General features: G+C 39.7%; 15 protein-coding genes. 10 read left to right on the forward strand and 5 right to left on the reverse strand.

Annotation, left to right across the window (positions count from 1 at the left end; all coding sequences use genetic code 11):
* Window positions 1–20 precede the first annotated feature (20 nt).
* From NSQ11_RS07185 to lepB, 7 genes are all read left to right on the forward strand, one after another.
* On the forward strand, window positions 21–1,127 hold the full coding sequence (locus tag NSQ11_RS07185; RefSeq protein WP_008345150.1) for an efflux RND transporter periplasmic adaptor subunit: 1,107 nt from the start codon (window positions 21–23) through the stop codon (window positions 1,125–1,127).
* On the forward strand, window positions 1,124–1,825 hold the full coding sequence (locus NSQ11_RS07190; protein ID WP_007498627.1) for an ABC transporter ATP-binding protein: 702 nt from the start codon (window positions 1,124–1,126) through the stop codon (window positions 1,823–1,825). Before NSQ11_RS07185 ends, NSQ11_RS07190 begins: the two co-directional genes overlap by 4 nt.
* The gene (locus NSQ11_RS07195) at window positions 1,812–3,005 is read left to right on the forward strand and encodes an ABC transporter permease (protein ID WP_008345147.1); all 1,194 of its coding nucleotides are present in this window, start codon (window positions 1,812–1,814) and stop codon (window positions 3,003–3,005) included. The genes NSQ11_RS07190 and NSQ11_RS07195 overlap by 14 nt, the downstream gene beginning before the upstream one ends.
* 335 nt (window positions 3,006–3,340) lie before the next feature.
* Window positions 3,341–4,096 (forward strand): DeoR/GlpR family DNA-binding transcription regulator, encoded by a 756-nt coding sequence (locus NSQ11_RS07200; RefSeq protein ID WP_008345143.1) that lies wholly within the window; start codon window positions 3,341–3,343, stop codon window positions 4,094–4,096.
* Complete coding sequence (gene pfkB, locus NSQ11_RS07205) at window positions 4,093–5,004, forward strand: 1-phosphofructokinase (protein WP_008345141.1); 912 nt, start codon at window positions 4,093–4,095, stop codon at window positions 5,002–5,004. The genes NSQ11_RS07200 and pfkB overlap by 4 nt, the downstream gene beginning before the upstream one ends.
* Before the next feature lie 13 nt (window positions 5,005–5,017).
* A complete protein-coding gene (locus NSQ11_RS07210) occupies window positions 5,018–6,910 on the forward strand; it encodes a PTS fructose transporter subunit IIABC (RefSeq protein WP_048001600.1) in 1,893 nt (630 codons plus the stop codon).
* A 210-nt stretch (window positions 6,911–7,120) separates the two neighbouring features.
* Entirely contained in the window at window positions 7,121–7,693 is a 573-nt protein-coding gene (lepB, locus tag NSQ11_RS07215) for a signal peptidase I (protein ID WP_026050084.1), read from the forward strand.
* A 63-nt stretch (window positions 7,694–7,756) separates the two neighbouring features.
* On the opposite strand, the gene NSQ11_RS07220 is transcribed toward lepB, so the two are convergent.
* A complete protein-coding gene (locus NSQ11_RS07220; protein ID WP_008345136.1) occupies window positions 7,757–8,032 on the reverse strand; it encodes a hypothetical protein in 276 nt (91 codons plus the stop codon).
* Window positions 8,033–8,176: 144 nt separating this feature from the next.
* On the opposite strand from NSQ11_RS07220, the gene NSQ11_RS07225 reads away from it, so the two are divergent.
* On the forward strand, window positions 8,177–9,796 hold the full coding sequence (locus NSQ11_RS07225) for an ATP-binding cassette domain-containing protein (RefSeq protein WP_342501323.1): 1,620 nt from the start codon (window positions 8,177–8,179) through the stop codon (window positions 9,794–9,796).
* A gap of 35 nt (window positions 9,797–9,831) precedes the next feature.
* On the opposite strand, the gene NSQ11_RS07230 is transcribed toward NSQ11_RS07225, so the two are convergent.
* The 4 genes from NSQ11_RS07230 to mreBH form a co-directional block, all read right to left on the reverse strand.
* Window positions 9,832–10,827 (reverse strand): hypothetical protein, encoded by a 996-nt coding sequence (locus tag NSQ11_RS07230; RefSeq protein ID WP_048001599.1) that lies wholly within the window; start codon window positions 10,825–10,827, stop codon window positions 9,832–9,834.
* 572 nt (window positions 10,828–11,399) lie between these two features.
* Complete coding sequence (locus NSQ11_RS07235) at window positions 11,400–12,632, reverse strand: aminopeptidase (RefSeq protein WP_342501324.1); 1,233 nt, start codon at window positions 12,630–12,632, stop codon at window positions 11,400–11,402.
* Window positions 12,633–12,739: 107 nt separating this feature from the next.
* On the reverse strand, window positions 12,740–12,871 hold the full coding sequence (locus NSQ11_RS07240; protein WP_003210922.1) for a protein YkpC: 132 nt from the start codon (window positions 12,869–12,871) through the stop codon (window positions 12,740–12,742).
* Window positions 12,872–12,945: 74 nt separating this feature from the next.
* Complete coding sequence (gene mreBH, locus NSQ11_RS07245; RefSeq protein WP_017359401.1) at window positions 12,946–13,953, reverse strand: rod-share determining protein MreBH; 1,008 nt, start codon at window positions 13,951–13,953, stop codon at window positions 12,946–12,948.
* Window positions 13,954–14,229: 276 nt separating this feature from the next.
* On the opposite strand from mreBH, the gene NSQ11_RS07250 reads away from it, so the two are divergent.
* Together NSQ11_RS07250 and NSQ11_RS07255 are read left to right on the forward strand one after the other, a co-directional pair.
* Window positions 14,230–14,508, forward strand: a complete 279-nt coding sequence (locus NSQ11_RS07250) for an AbrB/MazE/SpoVT family DNA-binding domain-containing protein (protein ID WP_017359400.1) — start codon at window positions 14,230–14,232, stop codon at window positions 14,506–14,508.
* A gap of 144 nt (window positions 14,509–14,652) precedes the next feature.
* Window positions 14,653–15,942 carry an ATP-binding protein gene (locus tag NSQ11_RS07255; protein ID WP_007498613.1) on the forward strand — a complete coding sequence of 430 codons (1,290 nt, stop codon included), beginning with the start codon at window positions 14,653–14,655 and terminating at the stop codon, window positions 15,940–15,942.
* The last annotated feature ends 23 nt before the right edge of the window (window positions 15,943–15,965 follow it).

Raw genomic sequence — 15,965 nt, forward strand, 5'->3', positions numbered from 1 at the left:
GCTGGGGGTAGAATGTTTTTATGAGAAAGAAAATCATTATCGGATCCATTATCATTATTGTGATTGGTCTATTCATTGGATTTAATATTGCAAAAAACCAATCAAAGCCTGCCTCTACGGCATCATTTAAAACAGTCCAACTTGCATCAAAAGAAATAACTTCTACGGTGATGACGCCTGGAACACTTTCATTCTCGGAGGAGCAATTCATTTATACAGAAGAAGAGAAGGGAAGCCTGAATCATATCGCTGTGAAAGAAGGAGAAAAGGTGAAAGTTGGAACACCGCTCCTTACATATGAAAATAAGGAACTGGAGCTTGAAGAACAGCAGCAAGCACTTGCGGCTGAATCAAGTACACTAAAGCTTGAACAATTACAAAATAGACTCAATACATTAGATGAAAATCAGGGGAAAAAGGCGGGCTCTGATTCGAAAAACGAGCGAGATCAGCTTGAACTCGAACTCAAAGCCGCTGAATTAGAGCAAAAACAAGCGGAGCTTAACCAAGAAAAAGTAAAGGCACAAATAGAAGATTTAACGATACATAGCAAAATTGAAGGAACAGTCATCTCCATCGAGCAAGATGCTGGCGCAGGGAAGCTAGAAGAGAGGCAGCCGGTGATCCATATTGGCAATGAGAAAAAAATGATCGTACGAGGCTTAATCACTGAGTATGATGCTATGAAAGTCAAAAAGAAACAAAAAGTAAAGGTAACGTCTGATGTCATTCGCGGAAAGAGCTGGCAAGGAGTGGTGAAAAAAGTGGGCGCTGTGCCTGCCCAGTCAACAGCAGAAACAGCTGCTAGTGATCAAACCGTACAATATCCAGTCGAAATTGAAATGAAAGGGAAAAAGCCGGATGCAAAACCAGGCTTTAAAATGATCATGGAAATTGAAACGGACAAGCGTCAAGTGCTCACAATTCCTGAAACAGCCGTGAAAAAAGAGAAAGATGGTTCATACGTTTATGTTGTTGAAAAGAATGCACTGAAGAAAGTAAAAGTGACATTAGGTGAAACGTCAGGTCAAGATCTTGAAGTGACGAAAGGTTTAACAAAAGAAGATCAAATCATTGCAGAGCCATCAGATGATATGTATGACGGAATGGAAGTGAATGCTGAATGATTCAGCTTTCAAACGTGACAAAAAGCTACGAAGTCGCTGAGGAGACATTTGATGTATTAAGTGATGTGAACCTCGTCATTGGTAAAGGCGAGTATATGTCCATTATGGGCCCGTCCGGTTCTGGAAAATCAACGTTAATGAATATCATTGGCTGTTTGGACCACCCGACCTCCGGACAGTACCATTTTCAAGGTATGGAGCTGTCGGCAGCAAAGGATCAAGAACTGGCAGTAATTCGAAATCGCTCCATTGGTTTTGTTTTTCAACAATTTTATTTACTACCTAGATTAAATGCGAGGCGAAATGTTGAACTTCCGATGATTTACGCTGGTATCAGTCAAAAAGAAAGAAAAGAACGTGCGGAAATGGCACTTGAAAAGGTTGGTTTGGCAGATCGAATGAAGCATATGCCAAACGAGTTGTCAGGGGGGCAAAAGCAAAGAGTAGCCATCGCACGTGCGATTGTCAATGAGCCGAAGCTCATCTTGGCAGATGAGCCAACAGGCGCTCTTGATTCAAAAACGAGTGGCTCGATTATGGAACAGTTTACAAAGCTCAATGAGGAAGGAACAACGGTTGTGCTCGTTACTCATGAAGAAGAAATAGCTGCGTATACAAACCGGATAGTCGTTGTAAGAGATGGACGCCTCGTTCAAGATAGATTGATACAAGGAGACGCAATGAATGAAACTCTTTGAAAATATCAAAATAGCGCTGAATTCTGTCCTAGCTCATAAATTGCGGTCTATTTTAACAATGCTTGGCATTATTATTGGGGTTGGATCAGTGATTGCAGTCGTTGCCATCGGTCAAGGCGGAGAGCAAATGCTGAAAGAATCAATTTCAGGGCCAAACAATACCATTGATATGACCTATACACCCTCTGATGAGGAGTTAAATGCGAATCCGAATGCGTTATTTGAAGCCACATTTACTGAAGAAGACATTCAAAGTGTTCAAGCATTGAATGGGGTTAAACAGGTTGCCTCCTCCACGGCACAAGGCATGCAATTAAGATTCCAAGATACAACAATAGATGCAACGGTCAATGGGATTAATGAAGGCTACACGAATGTACATTCATTACATATATCAGAAGGACAGGACTTACGTGAAATCGATTTTAGGAGCGGAAGAAGGGCAGCTGTTATTTCAGAAGGGATACAAAAAGAATTATTTAATGGAGAGAAGGCAGTAGGCGAGTTGATTTGGATGAATGGACAGCCGGTTGAGGTGATCGGAGTTTTAGCAAAACAGGAAGGTCTGTTCTCATTTGATATGAATGAAATATATGTCCCTTTTGCAATGCTGACAACTGCATTTGGTGTGAAAGAATATGATAAGTTGTCTATTCAAGTTGCACATGCTGATCAAATGAAAGAAGTGGGAAAGAGTGCGGCTGCACGCTTAAATGAAAATCACCATACAGAAGATGCTTACGAAATGATCAATCTGGAAGAGATTGCAGCAGGCATTGGTCAGATTACGTCTGTCATGACAACAATCATTGGCTCAATTGCTGGTATCTCATTACTTGTCGGCGGCATTGGTGTCATGAATATTATGCTCGTATCTGTCACAGAAAGAACAAGAGAAATCGGAATTCGAAAGGCACTTGGGGCAACTAGGGCTCAAATACTCGTTCAGTTTTTAATTGAGTCTGTCGTCCTTACACTGATCGGTGGGTTACTTGGAATTGCGCTTGGCTTCGGAGGTGCTTCACTTGTGTCACTGTTTGCAGGGTGGCCTTCTCTTGTATCGTGGCAAATCGTATGTGGAGGCGTCCTATTTAGTATGCTCATTGGTATTATTTTTGGACTGATTCCTGCCAATAAAGCAGCGAGGCTCGATCCGATTGAATCACTTAGATATGAATAATCCTAAAGTTAACGTACGAGGTGCTGACAAGAAGGTAGAACGAGATATATTGCCTGCTGCTCCCCACCTGAAGCTTTTATGCAAAACGCATAAAGGCTTTTTTTCGTTCAATTGAATGAAATGAAAAATGATAGAAATGCTAATATCATGACTTTCTTCTCAATGTCACATATTTTTCAGTTTACAAATGGTACATATAAAGGTAAGATGACCATTGTGAAAGATTTTGATAGTTATTGAATGTATTTGGTTGTTTTGTATTGATAATGTTGAAAAAAGCGATTACAATAAAGGTGCGCGCAAAATGAATACGTTTTCAAAAGGGGGTGTTTTCAATGCTAACACCAGAAAGACATCAACTCATTATCGACTATTTAGAAGAAAACGATGTCATCAAAATACAGGACTTAACGATTATGACGGATGCGTCTGAATCTACAATTAGAAGAGATTTGTCAGCCCTCGAAGAAAAAGGCTTTCTTAAAAGAGTTCACGGAGGAGCAGCTAAAATATCTAGTATTCGTCTTGAACCGGATGTGTTTGAGAAATCTGCCAAAAACCTTCATGAAAAGTCATTGATTGCAGAGGCAGCTGCATCACTTTTAAAACAAGGCGATTGTATTTACTTAGATGCTGGTACGACAACACAGCAAATGATTGACTTTATCGATCCAGATCAAGATATCGTGGTGGTGACAAATGGTGTCATGCACATTGAAGCACTCATGAGAAAAGGCATTTCTTTTTACCTGATAGGCGGATCAGTGAAACATCGAACAGGAGCCATGGTGGGAGCCGCAGCTTTGACAGCTATGGAAAATTACCGTTTTGACAAGAGCTTTGTTGGGACGAACGGCATTCATCCCGAGGCAGGGTTTACAACACCTGATCCAGAAGAAGCGCTCATTAAAAAAAGAGCCATGAAGCAGGCGAAAAAAACCTACATCTTAACAGATGCCTCAAAGTTTGGCGAAATATCGTTTTCAACCTTTGCTAGTTTACAGGAAGCCACCATTATCACAAACGACGCAAAAGAGGATTCATTCGATAATTACCATGAAAAAACGGTTATAAAGGTAGTGAAAACATGATTTATACAGTTACTTTAAACCCATCAGTTGATTACATCGTACACGTGGAGGATTTTGCGGTCGGCGGTTTAAATCGTTCAACCTATGACAAAAAATATCCAGGTGGTAAAGGAATCAATGTCTCAAGGCTTTTAAAACGGCACGGTGTTGAATCAAAAGCACTTGGATTCATTGGCGGTTTTACAGGCAAATATATTCAAGACTTTTTACAAAACGAACAATTACAAACAGCCTTTCATGAGGTGTCAGAAGATACACGTATCAATGTGAAACTAAAAACAGGCGAAGAAACAGAAATCAACGGGCTCGGTCCAAGTATTACTGAAGCACAGTTCGATTCGTTTTTATCCCAATTCACTTCATTAACAGAAGGCGATGTCGTTGTATTAGCAGGTAGCATTCCTTCTTCACTGCCTCATAACACATATGAGCGCATTGCTGAAGTATGTGCGAAGCAAGGGGTAAGAGTAGTACTTGATATTTCTGGAGAAGCCTTAAAAAAAGCAGCAGATCTGAAACCATTCTTAATGAAACCAAACCATCATGAGTTAGGTGAAATGTTTGAAACCAGTATTTCATCTGCAGAAGAAGCCATTCCTTATGGGAAAAAGCTGTTGGAACAAGGTGCTGAACATGTCATTGTATCTATGGCTGGAGACGGCGCTCTCTTATTCAGTAAGGAAGGGATCTTTCAATCTAATGTTCCAATAGGCAAGCTGATCAACTCAGTTGGTGCAGGGGATTCAGTTGTTGCAGGATTCTTAGCTGGCGTTTCTAAAGGCCTTTCCATAGAAGAATCATTTAAGCTTGGCGTCACATCAGGAAGTGCTACAGCATTTTCTGAGGAACTTGGAACAAAAGAGCTTGTCGATACATTATTGCCACAAGTAAAAGTCACACGCATTTAAAGGAGGAGTCATCATGAAAATTACAGAACTACTCACGAAGCATACGATTAAGCTTCAATTAGACAGCCAGCAAAAAGAAGCCGTTATTGAAGAACTGGTCACTGTATTAGATACAGCTGGTAAATTAAATGATAAAGAAGGCTACAAAGCAGCTGTTGTTAATCGTGAAAAACAAAGCTCTACGGGAATCGGAGAAGGAATTGCGATTCCTCATGCGAAAACAGCAAGTGTGAAAGAACCTGCCATTGCATTTGGTCGTTCAACAGCTGGTGTAGATTATGAATCATTAGACGGACAGCCAAGTCATCTTGTCTTTATGATTGCAGCAACTGAAGGCGCAAACAACACGCATTTAGAAGCACTTTCTCGTTTATCCACACTTCTCATGCGTGAAGAGATCCGAAAGCAGCTTCTTGAAGCGGCTACTGAAGATGAAATCATTGAAATTATCAATACACATGATAAAGACGATGAAGAAGAAGAGGAAGTCAAAGAGGAACCGGCTGCACCGGGAAAACCTGCTAAAATTTTAGCGGTGACAGCTTGTCCAACAGGCATCGCGCATACATTTATGGCCGCAGATGCTTTGAAAGAAAAAGCAAAAGAAATGGGCGTTGACATTAAAGTTGAGACAAACGGCTCTAGTGGAATTAAACATGCCCTGACAGCAAAAGAAATTGAAGAAGCGCCAGCTATTATTGTGGCAGCTGATAAACAAGTTGAAATGGAACGCTTTAAAGGCAAACATGTCATTGAAGTACCTGTGACAGCTGGAATTCGCCGTCCGCAAGAATTGATCGAAAAAGCCATCAATCAAGATGCGCCGATTTATAAAGGTTCAGGCGGCAGTTCTTCAAAAGATGAAAATGAATCGTCAGGTAAGGGAAGAAGTGGATTCTATAAGCACTTAATGAGCGGTGTAAGCAACATGCTTCCGTTTGTTGTTGGGGGCGGTATCCTTGTTGCGATTTCATTCTTCTGGGGAATTAACTCAGCTGACCCTAAAGATCCTTCTTTCAATTCATTTGCAGCTGTATTAAAAGGGATTGGCGGAGATAATGCACTTGCCTTAATCGTTGCTGTATTAGCTGGATTTATCGCAATGAGTATTGCAGACCGTCCAGGTTTCGCACCAGGTATGGTTGGCGGATTCATGGCCTCTGCAGCAGGTGCTGGATTCTTAGGTGGATTGATTGCTGGTTTCCTTGCTGGTTACATTGTGGTGCTGCTCAAAAAAGTATTCACTTTTGTACCACAGTCGCTCGATGGTATTAAACCAGTTCTGCTCTATCCATTGTTCGGTATTTTCTTTACAGGGATTATCATGCATTACATCGTCAACACGCCTGTTAAAATGGTCATGGACGGATTAACACACTGGCTTGAATCACTTGGTACTGGAAACCTTGTATTAATGGGGATTATTTTAGCTGGTATGATGGCCATTGATATGGGTGGTCCGATTAACAAAGCGGCCTACACATTTGGTCTTGCGATGATTGCTGCTGGCAACTATGCACCGCATGCTGCAATTATGGCAGGCGGAATGGTGCCGCCGCTAGGAATTGCCCTAGCGACAACGATCTTTAGAAACAAATTCTCTAAACGTGACCGCGAAGCAGGTATTACATGTTACTTCATGGGAGCTGCGTTCATTACTGAAGGGGCGATCCCGTTTGCAGCGGCAGATCCTCTGCGCGTCATTCCTTCAGCTGTGATTGGTGCAGCAGTTGCAGGTGGATTAACAGAATTCTTTAGAGTGACGCTTCCTGCACCGCACGGCGGACTATTCGTTTTCTGGGTAACAAACCATCCAGTTCTTTACATCATCAGCATCTTAATCGGTGCCTTTGTTACAGCGCTACTTCTCGGAATTCTAAAAAAACCAGTCCGACAAGAAGCTTAATTTGAAAAGAAGCATCGTGAAGAGCGGTGCTTCTTTTTGTTTAATTATCAATAAATTAGGAAAAAATATCTAATTGAATGGTTGTCTTGTGAATTTTTAAATGACATGTGATAAAGTAAAGTTATTCAATTCACGTTTCAAGTCTTTTAGCAGAAAGTCTTAGGAGGAAGCAGTATTTTGAACGAAGAAAACAAACAAAACGAAAATGACATTCAATCTGATGCGAAACAAGCCAAAAAAGAGAAGAAAAGTTCTCTGTTTGAATGGATCAAAGCCATTTTAATTGCACTTGCTCTCGTCCTCATCATCCGTACGTTTATTTTTGAGCCGTATGTGGTGGAAGGAGAGTCAATGGAACCAACCCTTCATGATGGAGAAAAGCTGTTTGTTAACAAAACCATCAACTATCTCGGTGGAGTCAAACGTGGTGACATCGTGATTATTAATGGAAAAGACGGTCAGAAAATTCATTATGTCAAACGATTGATCGGTCTTCCAGGCGACACGATTGAAATGAAGGATGATACGCTTTACATTAATGGTAAAAAAGTAGATGAGCCTTATTTAAAAGAGAACAAGGCACATGCTAAAGAGTATGAGGTGCATTTAACAGGAGATTTTGGTCCAGTGAAAGTACCGAAAAACGATTATTTTGTTATGGGTGACAACAGACTGAATTCCATGGACAGTCGAAATGGACTCGGACTCATTGAAAAGGATCGTATTGTCGGCACATCAGAATTTGTTTTCTTCCCATTTGGCGATATTCGACAAACACAATAAATACACCTTTCTCAATGCGTAAGAAAGGTGCTTGAATGGACGACCCTTCATGTAGGGTCGTTTTTAATTTGGTGTGAGCATCGTGACAATGATGACAATGGCCAAAACAGAAGCGAAAACGGACCCGGTAATCGCCAAAACAGAACGGAATAATCCAATTTTCACATTGTCTTTTCCGCGCTTTTGTAAAAAGCGTTTTGAAAAGATATGGACCAGTGTGTAAATGAGGACAAGCCCAATATAAAGGCCAAAGTCTCTTGCATTAAAGCCAGTCGCCGATAAATAAATGCCCATAAAGAAAATCAACAAACAGTATTCCATGAGTGTGAGTAATCTCAAATCGCCCGAACTCCTTCAATAAAAACATTCCCACTTATTATACCATATTGGACAAAAAGCCTTTGTTCTTAGCGAGAGACGTTTCTATCAATCGTTATTCATGTTATACTTCATATTGATGAATGAGTGATGGAGGATTAATAAATGATTGCAGTGAATAATGTTAGTTTGCGATTTGCTGATCGTAAATTATTTGAAGAAGTAAATATTAAGTTCACTCCTGGCAACTGCTACGGACTAATTGGTGCCAATGGAGCTGGTAAATCAACGTTCTTAAAGATTCTTTCTGGAGAAATTGAGGCTCAAACGGGCGATGTTCATATGAGTCCAGGTGAACGTTTAGCGATTTTAAAACAGAACCACTTTGAATACGAAGAGTTTGAAGTGTTAAAAGTCGTCATCATGGGTCACAAACGTCTATATGATGTGATGCAGGAAAAAGATGCGATTTATATGAAACCTGATTTCTCAGATGAAGACGGGATTCGTGCAGCAGAGCTTGAAGGTGAGTTTGCTGAGTTAAACGGATGGGAAGCGGAAAGTGAAGCTGCGATCCTATTAAAAGGTCTTGGCATTCCAGAGAGCCTGCAATCGAAGAAAATGTCTGAGCTTGGCGGATCTGAAAAGGTAAAAGTGCTTTTAGCACAAGCTTTATTCGGTAAACCTGACGTTCTACTTCTCGATGAGCCAACGAACCACTTGGACTTACAAGCCATTCAGTGGTTAGAAGAGTTCCTCATTAACTTTGAAAATACCGTCATCGTCGTATCGCATGATCGTCATTTCTTAAACAAAGTATGTACGCATATTGCAGACCTTGACTTTGGAAAAATTCAAGTGTATGTCGGAAACTATGATTTCTGGTATGAATCAAGCCAGCTGGCATTAAAACTCAGCCAGGATGCCAACAAGAAAAAAGAAGAACAAATTAAGCAGCTTCAAGAATTCGTTGCTCGGTTCAGTGCGAACGCATCTAAATCGAAGCAAGCGACATCAAGAAAGAAATTGCTTGATAAGATTTCGCTAGATGACATTAAACCATCTTCTCGTAAATATCCTTATGTTCATTTTGCGCCAGAGCGTGAAATCGGAAATGATGTCCTTCAAGTAGAAGGTCTATCAAAAACGATTGACGGTGTAAAAGTACTGGATAACGTCAGCTTTATTATGAATCGTGAGGATAAAATTGCGTTCTTAAGCCGTAATGAACTTGCTGTCTCTACTTTATTTAAAATCCTTGTTGGTGAAATGGAGCCAGACAGCGGGACATTTAAATGGGGCGTGACAACATCTCAAGCATTCTTCCCTAAAGACAACAGTGAATATTTTGAAGGAAGCGATTTAGATCTTGTTGATTGGCTTCGTCAATATTCTCCTAATGATCAAAGTGAAAGCTTCCTGCGTGGTTTCTTAGGCCGTATGCTTTTCTCTGGGGAAGAAGTGAAGAAAAAAGCAAGCGTCTTATCAGGTGGAGAAAAGGTTCGTTGTATGTTATCAAAAATGATGCTGTCTGGAGCGAATATTTTGCTGTTAGACGAGCCGACGAACCATTTAGACCTAGAGTCCATCACAGCGCTGAATAACGGTCTAATGAGCTTTAAAGGGGCTATGCTCTTCTCATCTCATGACCATCAGTTTGTTGAAACAGTTGCAAACCGGATTATCGAAGTGACGCCAAACGGCATCGTTGATAAACAAACAACTTATGATGAGTTCTTATCAGATCAAGAGATTCAAAAAAGACTACAAGAGCTGTATGCATAAACATAAAGAAAAGCCACCGATAAGGGTGGCTTTTTTCATTCTTCAAATAAATTTTCATAAACATCATTAAATAAATGAACTTGAGCTGTCCGATTAATCCAAATCGTAATATTATGAAATTTTGCAGTGTTATCTGATGAAGGATTCACCTTTACATAAGGATTATGACCATAAGCAACTATTTGTTTATTATGTTTTTTATAATTATCTTTCATGTATTCTATTAACTTTCCATATCCTTCATAGACATTGACACTGACACATGGAATATGCCGAAATCCTCCTGCATCAATATCCTTAACAGTAGTTTTTTCTAAAATAAAAGAATAATAAGTTTTGCCGTTTTTATCTTTCTTTTCTATATATTTCTTTATTATTCCTTCTATACAAATAGGATGCTCCGGCTCTGTGTTATTTCTAAAATACTTAGATAAATCTAGAAGGCTCATATTATCAGGACCAAAATAAAATTTATCCCAATTAACCGTCCTGCCCTTATATTCTAGCCTTAAGTATTTCCTAATATCATCATTTTTTTCCATTTTAGAACGCAAGATCATGATATCTTTCATCCTGCTAAGATAAGGTGCCATTGTTCCACTATTTTTATAATTCTTACTCGCAGTAACACCTTTTCCTTTTGAATCAGCTGTTCTCACATCTTCCTCTTCTTCGGGAGGCTCTTCCATTGCTTGCTTAACAACTTGCATCCTTATAGCATATTGATCAGGTTTCTTTTTTTTCATAAAATCTTTCAAATTCATTGCTTTGCGTGCTAGAATTTCAATCTTTCCAAATGTATTGTATTCGCAATTCCTACCATGTTCGTTTCCTTGTTTCAAATAAAAATAAGGCAATATTGGAATTACCCGATTTTCTAACTGTCTCTTTCCTGATCTTCTGAATGTTAGTTCTGTATTACAATAAGGACAGATGAACTTTTCCCCATTCAATTCATGTTTATCAGCTTCGATATTCGTCATCATTTTTTTTGTTTTAATGTAAAGAGCTTTTTCTATTTTTACCCCCATATACTACTCCTTTTCTTTTTAAGTCTTATTATAACTTAAAAATCGTCAATATACATAAAAATTACCAGTAGACATGCTGATAGCTTCCATTGATTGAATTAGTGGTAGTAGTGAAAAACTTAAGGGATGTAGGAATATTGAAAGGCGGTTATCAAGTAGATTTCCTATAAGTTTTAATTGTGGTGCTTTAAAATTTGTTTAGGTTTAGGTGAAGTAGACCTAGGGGGAATAATAATGACTATTAGGTAATTTAAGAGGGCTGTACAGTGTAAAATCTAGTATCAAGAAATACAAGAAACAGGAAGGGATTTTTTATATACTCGAAATGGGTGTAGACCTATTAACAGAGAAGAACGTAAAAAAGAAAAAGAGAATTTTAATCCTAAGAAGGAAGCTGATCCCGGAGTGGATTGGACACTCCCTTAATCCAAATTACATTAGATAAATATAGCCACGTGCTTCCAAGTATGCAGAAACACGTGGCTGATGAACTTGATAATTTGTTCAAAGCTAAAGAAATGTGACAACTCAGGGTTTAAAGGCTTCAAAACGTCTCTATATCAAGTTACTGCTTAAAAAGCCCAATTTCCATTACGGAAAATCGGTTCGCGTTTACCATCTTTTGTGATTCCATCAATATTCATTTCCTTTGAACCAATCATGAAATCGACGTGTGTAATACTGCTGTTCACACCAGCTGCGTTTAGTTCCTCACGTTTCATCTCTTTACCGCCTTCGATATTAAATGCATAACCGCTGCCGATGGCAAGGTGATTGGATGCATTTTCATCGTAAAGTGTATTGTAATAGAGGATATTTGAGTTAGAAATTGGTGAATCATCTGGTACAAGGGCAACCTCACCTAGATAATGTGAGCCTTCATCTGTTTCAACGAGAGAGGTTAAAATGTCTTCGCCCTCTTTTGCTTTCACATCTACAATACGCCCATTTTCAAAGGTTAACGTAAATTCATCGATAATGTTTCCTGCATAACTAAGTGGCTTAGTGCTAGAGACAGTCCCGTTTACACCATCTTTTTTAGGTACGGTAAAGACCTCTTCTGTTGGCATATTGGCCATGAATGATACGCCGCGTTCACTTACGCTGCCAGCACCTACCCAAATATGCTGCTCTGGAAGTTCAATCGTTAAATCTGTACCTGGTGCTTCATAGTGCAGCTTGTGGTAGTGACGTTCATTTAATACTTTTACTTTTTCATTTAGTGATTCATCATGCTTTTTCCACGCTTCAACAGGATCTGGCTGGTCAGCACGGGCGACTTTAAAGATTTGGTCCCATAATAATGCAACAGCTTCTTCATCTGCATGCTCAGGGAAAATCTTTTTCGCCCAATCTTTTGATGCAGCACCGACGACTGTCCATGCAACTTTGTCAGATTGAACGTATTGACGATATGTATGAAGTGCTGAACCTGCAGCTTTTTGCTGTGAAGCAATTTTTTTCGAGTCAATGCCACTTAGAAGATCAGGGCTTTCTGACAAGATCGTAATAAAAGCACCGCCACGTTTTGCGATGGTTTCCATCATCTGTGCTTCCCATTCTGGAAATTGCTCAAACACATCTTGTGGGGCATGTTCATATTTTAAACGGGTCAGAACACCATCACTCCAGCGGATATGTACGTTTTTCGCTCCGCGCTCATATGCGTGTTTTGCCACAAGGCGGACAAGGTCTACAGATTCAGTGAACGCAGATACGACCACTTCTTGACCACTTTGAACATTTACACCTACTTCAACGATGGTTTTTGCATATTGATCTAGTTGTTTTTCGAATGAACTCATAAAAAAAACCTCCTTTAGTCATGTTCATCATATCAGATTTAAGACCGAAAAGGAAAATAGGGAGCCGTCCCGAAGCAAAATAAAAAAGCCGCTTTCGTGCGGCTTTTTTAGCGGTTCAGTTGTTTCACAGGCTGTGCATTAGAAGGGGGCATATGTGAAAACGACAGGCTCATTCCTCCTAAAATAATACCGGTTAAAATGACTGTGACAACGACCCGTTTACCTAAATCAAGCAACATGTTCTTCCTCCTTCACGTTTATCCATTCATCACGATATGATCGAAATGATGAAAAAAGAAGTAGAACATGAAGATTATTTTAATGTTTTTTGCAATTTGTCGATGACTTCTAATGAACGACCCGTTCCAATTGCGACAGATTCAAGAGGATTTGCTGCGATATGAACTGGGACGACAATTTCTTGAGAGAGCCATTCTTGAATGCCGTTTAATAGTGCACCACCGCCAGTTAGAATAACGCCGCGATCTACGATATCACCACTCAGTTCTGGAGGGCTGTCTTCTAATGTAGCCCGAATCGCCTCTAAAATATGAAGAAGTGATTCACGCATAGCACCTTGAATTTCTGTTGATTCAAGTGTAATTGTTTTTGGAAGACCTGTGACAAGGTCGCGTCCACGTACTTCTAATGACTCAGGTTCGTGTTCAATGAGACCATAACCAATTTCCATTTTTACCTGTTCAGCTGTCCGTTCACCGATCAGTAAATTGTATTTCTTTCTCACAAAAGTAATGATATCTTCATCCAGTTGATCTCCGCCAATTCGGATCGAGTGGCAAGAGACAACCCCGCCAAATGAAATGATCGCTACCTCTGTCGTTCCTCCGCCAATATCTACAACGACGTTGGCAACAGGCTCGTCCACCGGGAGATCAGCACCGATTGCAGCTGCGACGGGTTCTTCAATTAAATGCACATGCTTTGCCCCGCAATTTTTCACAGCATCGCTGATCGCGCGGCGTTCGACAGCTGTTGAACCTGAAGGTGTACAAACAACCACAGTCGGCTTTCTAAAGGTAAACCCAATATTTTTTCCTGCTTTTTTCATAATTTGTTTGAGTAAATCGGTTGTCATATCGTAATCAGCGATGACACCATCTTTCATCGGACGGATCGCTACAATTTTTCCAGGTGTTTTCCCAATCATCTCTTTTGCTTCTGACCCCACTGCAAGGACAGTTTTTGTTTCCGTATCTACTGCCACAACGGATGGTTCATTGAGAATAATTCCTTTATTTTTACTGTAAACCAATATGTTAGCTGTTCCTAAATCAATTCCAATTTCGGCATTTTGAAACATGTTTTCACCCAATCTCTATTTTTGCTGTTTTAAACAATTTTACATTTAAAAGTTCAGAGGGTTGAGGTCATTTGTGGGGGTGTGTGATCACCTTGAAATGAATCTGTAAAATTCAAGTCTCATTTTGACATTCACAATAAATTTTCCCTTTGGTTTTTCGATTTTGAAAAAAATTTTTATGCAGGAGAAACCTTTTAAGAATCTCTTACGTCTACGATATATCAATTGGTGAAAAACAGATTGATCTTGAGCTAATGAAAGAAAGAGGGAACGAAATTGAAATCTATCGGAGTTGTAAGAAAAGTAGATGAACTAGGGCGTATTGTGATGCCAATCGAATTGAGAAGAGCACTTGATATCGCTATTAAAGACAGTATGGAATTTTTTATAGATGGAGATAAAATCGTCTTGAAAAAATATCAGCCAGAGGGAGTCTGCCTGATGACTGGTGAGATTACTTCTGAGAACCACGAGTATGGAAATGGTCAAATTACATTAAGCGCTGAAGGCGCAGAACTACTGCTAAAAGAGCTTCAAGAAGCCCTTCAGCAGTAAATAAAAATAGCCTGTTCTCTCCCATTGTGCTGAGAGCAGGCTTTTTTTTCTAAAAAAGTTCCTTAAAAATGCCACATCTTCCTCAAAAAATAAGTGGAAAATGATACAATTGACAAAGAATCTCAGGGCGGCAGGTGGAATTATTTGAACAAAACATATCAAGTACGGATCCTGTTATCCGTTCTTGCATTTATATTAATTTTGAGCTGGGATTTCTTTTATTATCTTAGCGGCTATCACATTAATTGGCCGCTCGATCTAGCCTTTACAGTCGTTGTTTTGGCCGGTATTTGGACCATCTCAGGCTACGTGGACCGGTTGAATTTGCTTGTATCAGATTTAAATAAACGAGAAAAAGAAGCACACGAACTGACAGAGCGGCTGAATCGAATCACAGATAACTTGCAAGAAATCGTTTTTGAAACCAATGAAAAAGGTGAAATCATTTTTTTAAATCAAGCATGGAAACAAATGACGGGTTACGACATAGAGGAGTGTCTAGGTACGATGTACAATCAGTACTTTGATCAAGAAGAGCATGTCGTTCAGCATTTGTTGTCTGTGATCAAAGAGCATAAGGATGAGGGGCGGGTGGAGCTGCAGCTTCTCCATAAAGAAGGAAAAAAGGTATGGGGAGATGTGCATTATAAGCTTTATTTCGATGAACAGCACCAGTTTACTGGAGGTATTGGAACGGTTGCAGATATCACGAAACAAAAGCAGGCAAAGCTTGAACTTGAAAGATCAAATCAGCAACTGCAAATGCAGGCACAAAAGCTGGCTGTTGCAGGACAAATAGCCGCTGGCATTGCCCATGAAGTCAGAAATCCGCTCACCTCAGTCAATGGATTTTTGCAGCTGATGAAAACGCAATATCCTGAAAGAACCGATTATTTTGATATCATCTTTTCTGAAATTAAACGCATTGATTTTGTTTTAAGTGAACTGCTTGTCTTAGCAAAACCTCAATCGGTTCAATTTCAAGAAGTACAGCTCCATGATTTGCTAGAGCAGGTGATTACCTTATTAAAGACAAATGCCGTTCTTTCAAATATTGATCTCAAACAGCCATTTAAAAAGCAGGATGCTGGCACGATATTAGCAGACGCCAATCAAATGAAGCAGCTGTTCATTAACTTAATCAAAAATGCGATCGAGGCGATGCCTGAAGGCGGCAATATATACATATCAACAGAAAAAGTGATGAATGAATGGAAAATCACGATTCAAGATGAAGGAAAAGGAATGTCCGAAGAGGATATTCTGAAAATATATGATCCTTTCTTTTCGACTAAAAAAGAAGGTACAGGACTTGGTTTAACGATCTGTGCGACGATCTTAAAAGATCACCATGGAAGAATGGATGTAAAGAGCGAGCTCAGCAAAGGGACGGCTTTTGATATTTACTTACCTGTGTATCAAAAAAGCAGATAGTAGCAAGGTGAGAGGATGTGATG

The sequence above is a fragment of the Bacillus sp. FSL W7-1582 genome (assembly GCF_038593325.1).
Taxonomy (GTDB): domain Bacteria; phylum Bacillota; class Bacilli; order Bacillales; family Bacillaceae; genus Bacillus; species Bacillus altitudinis.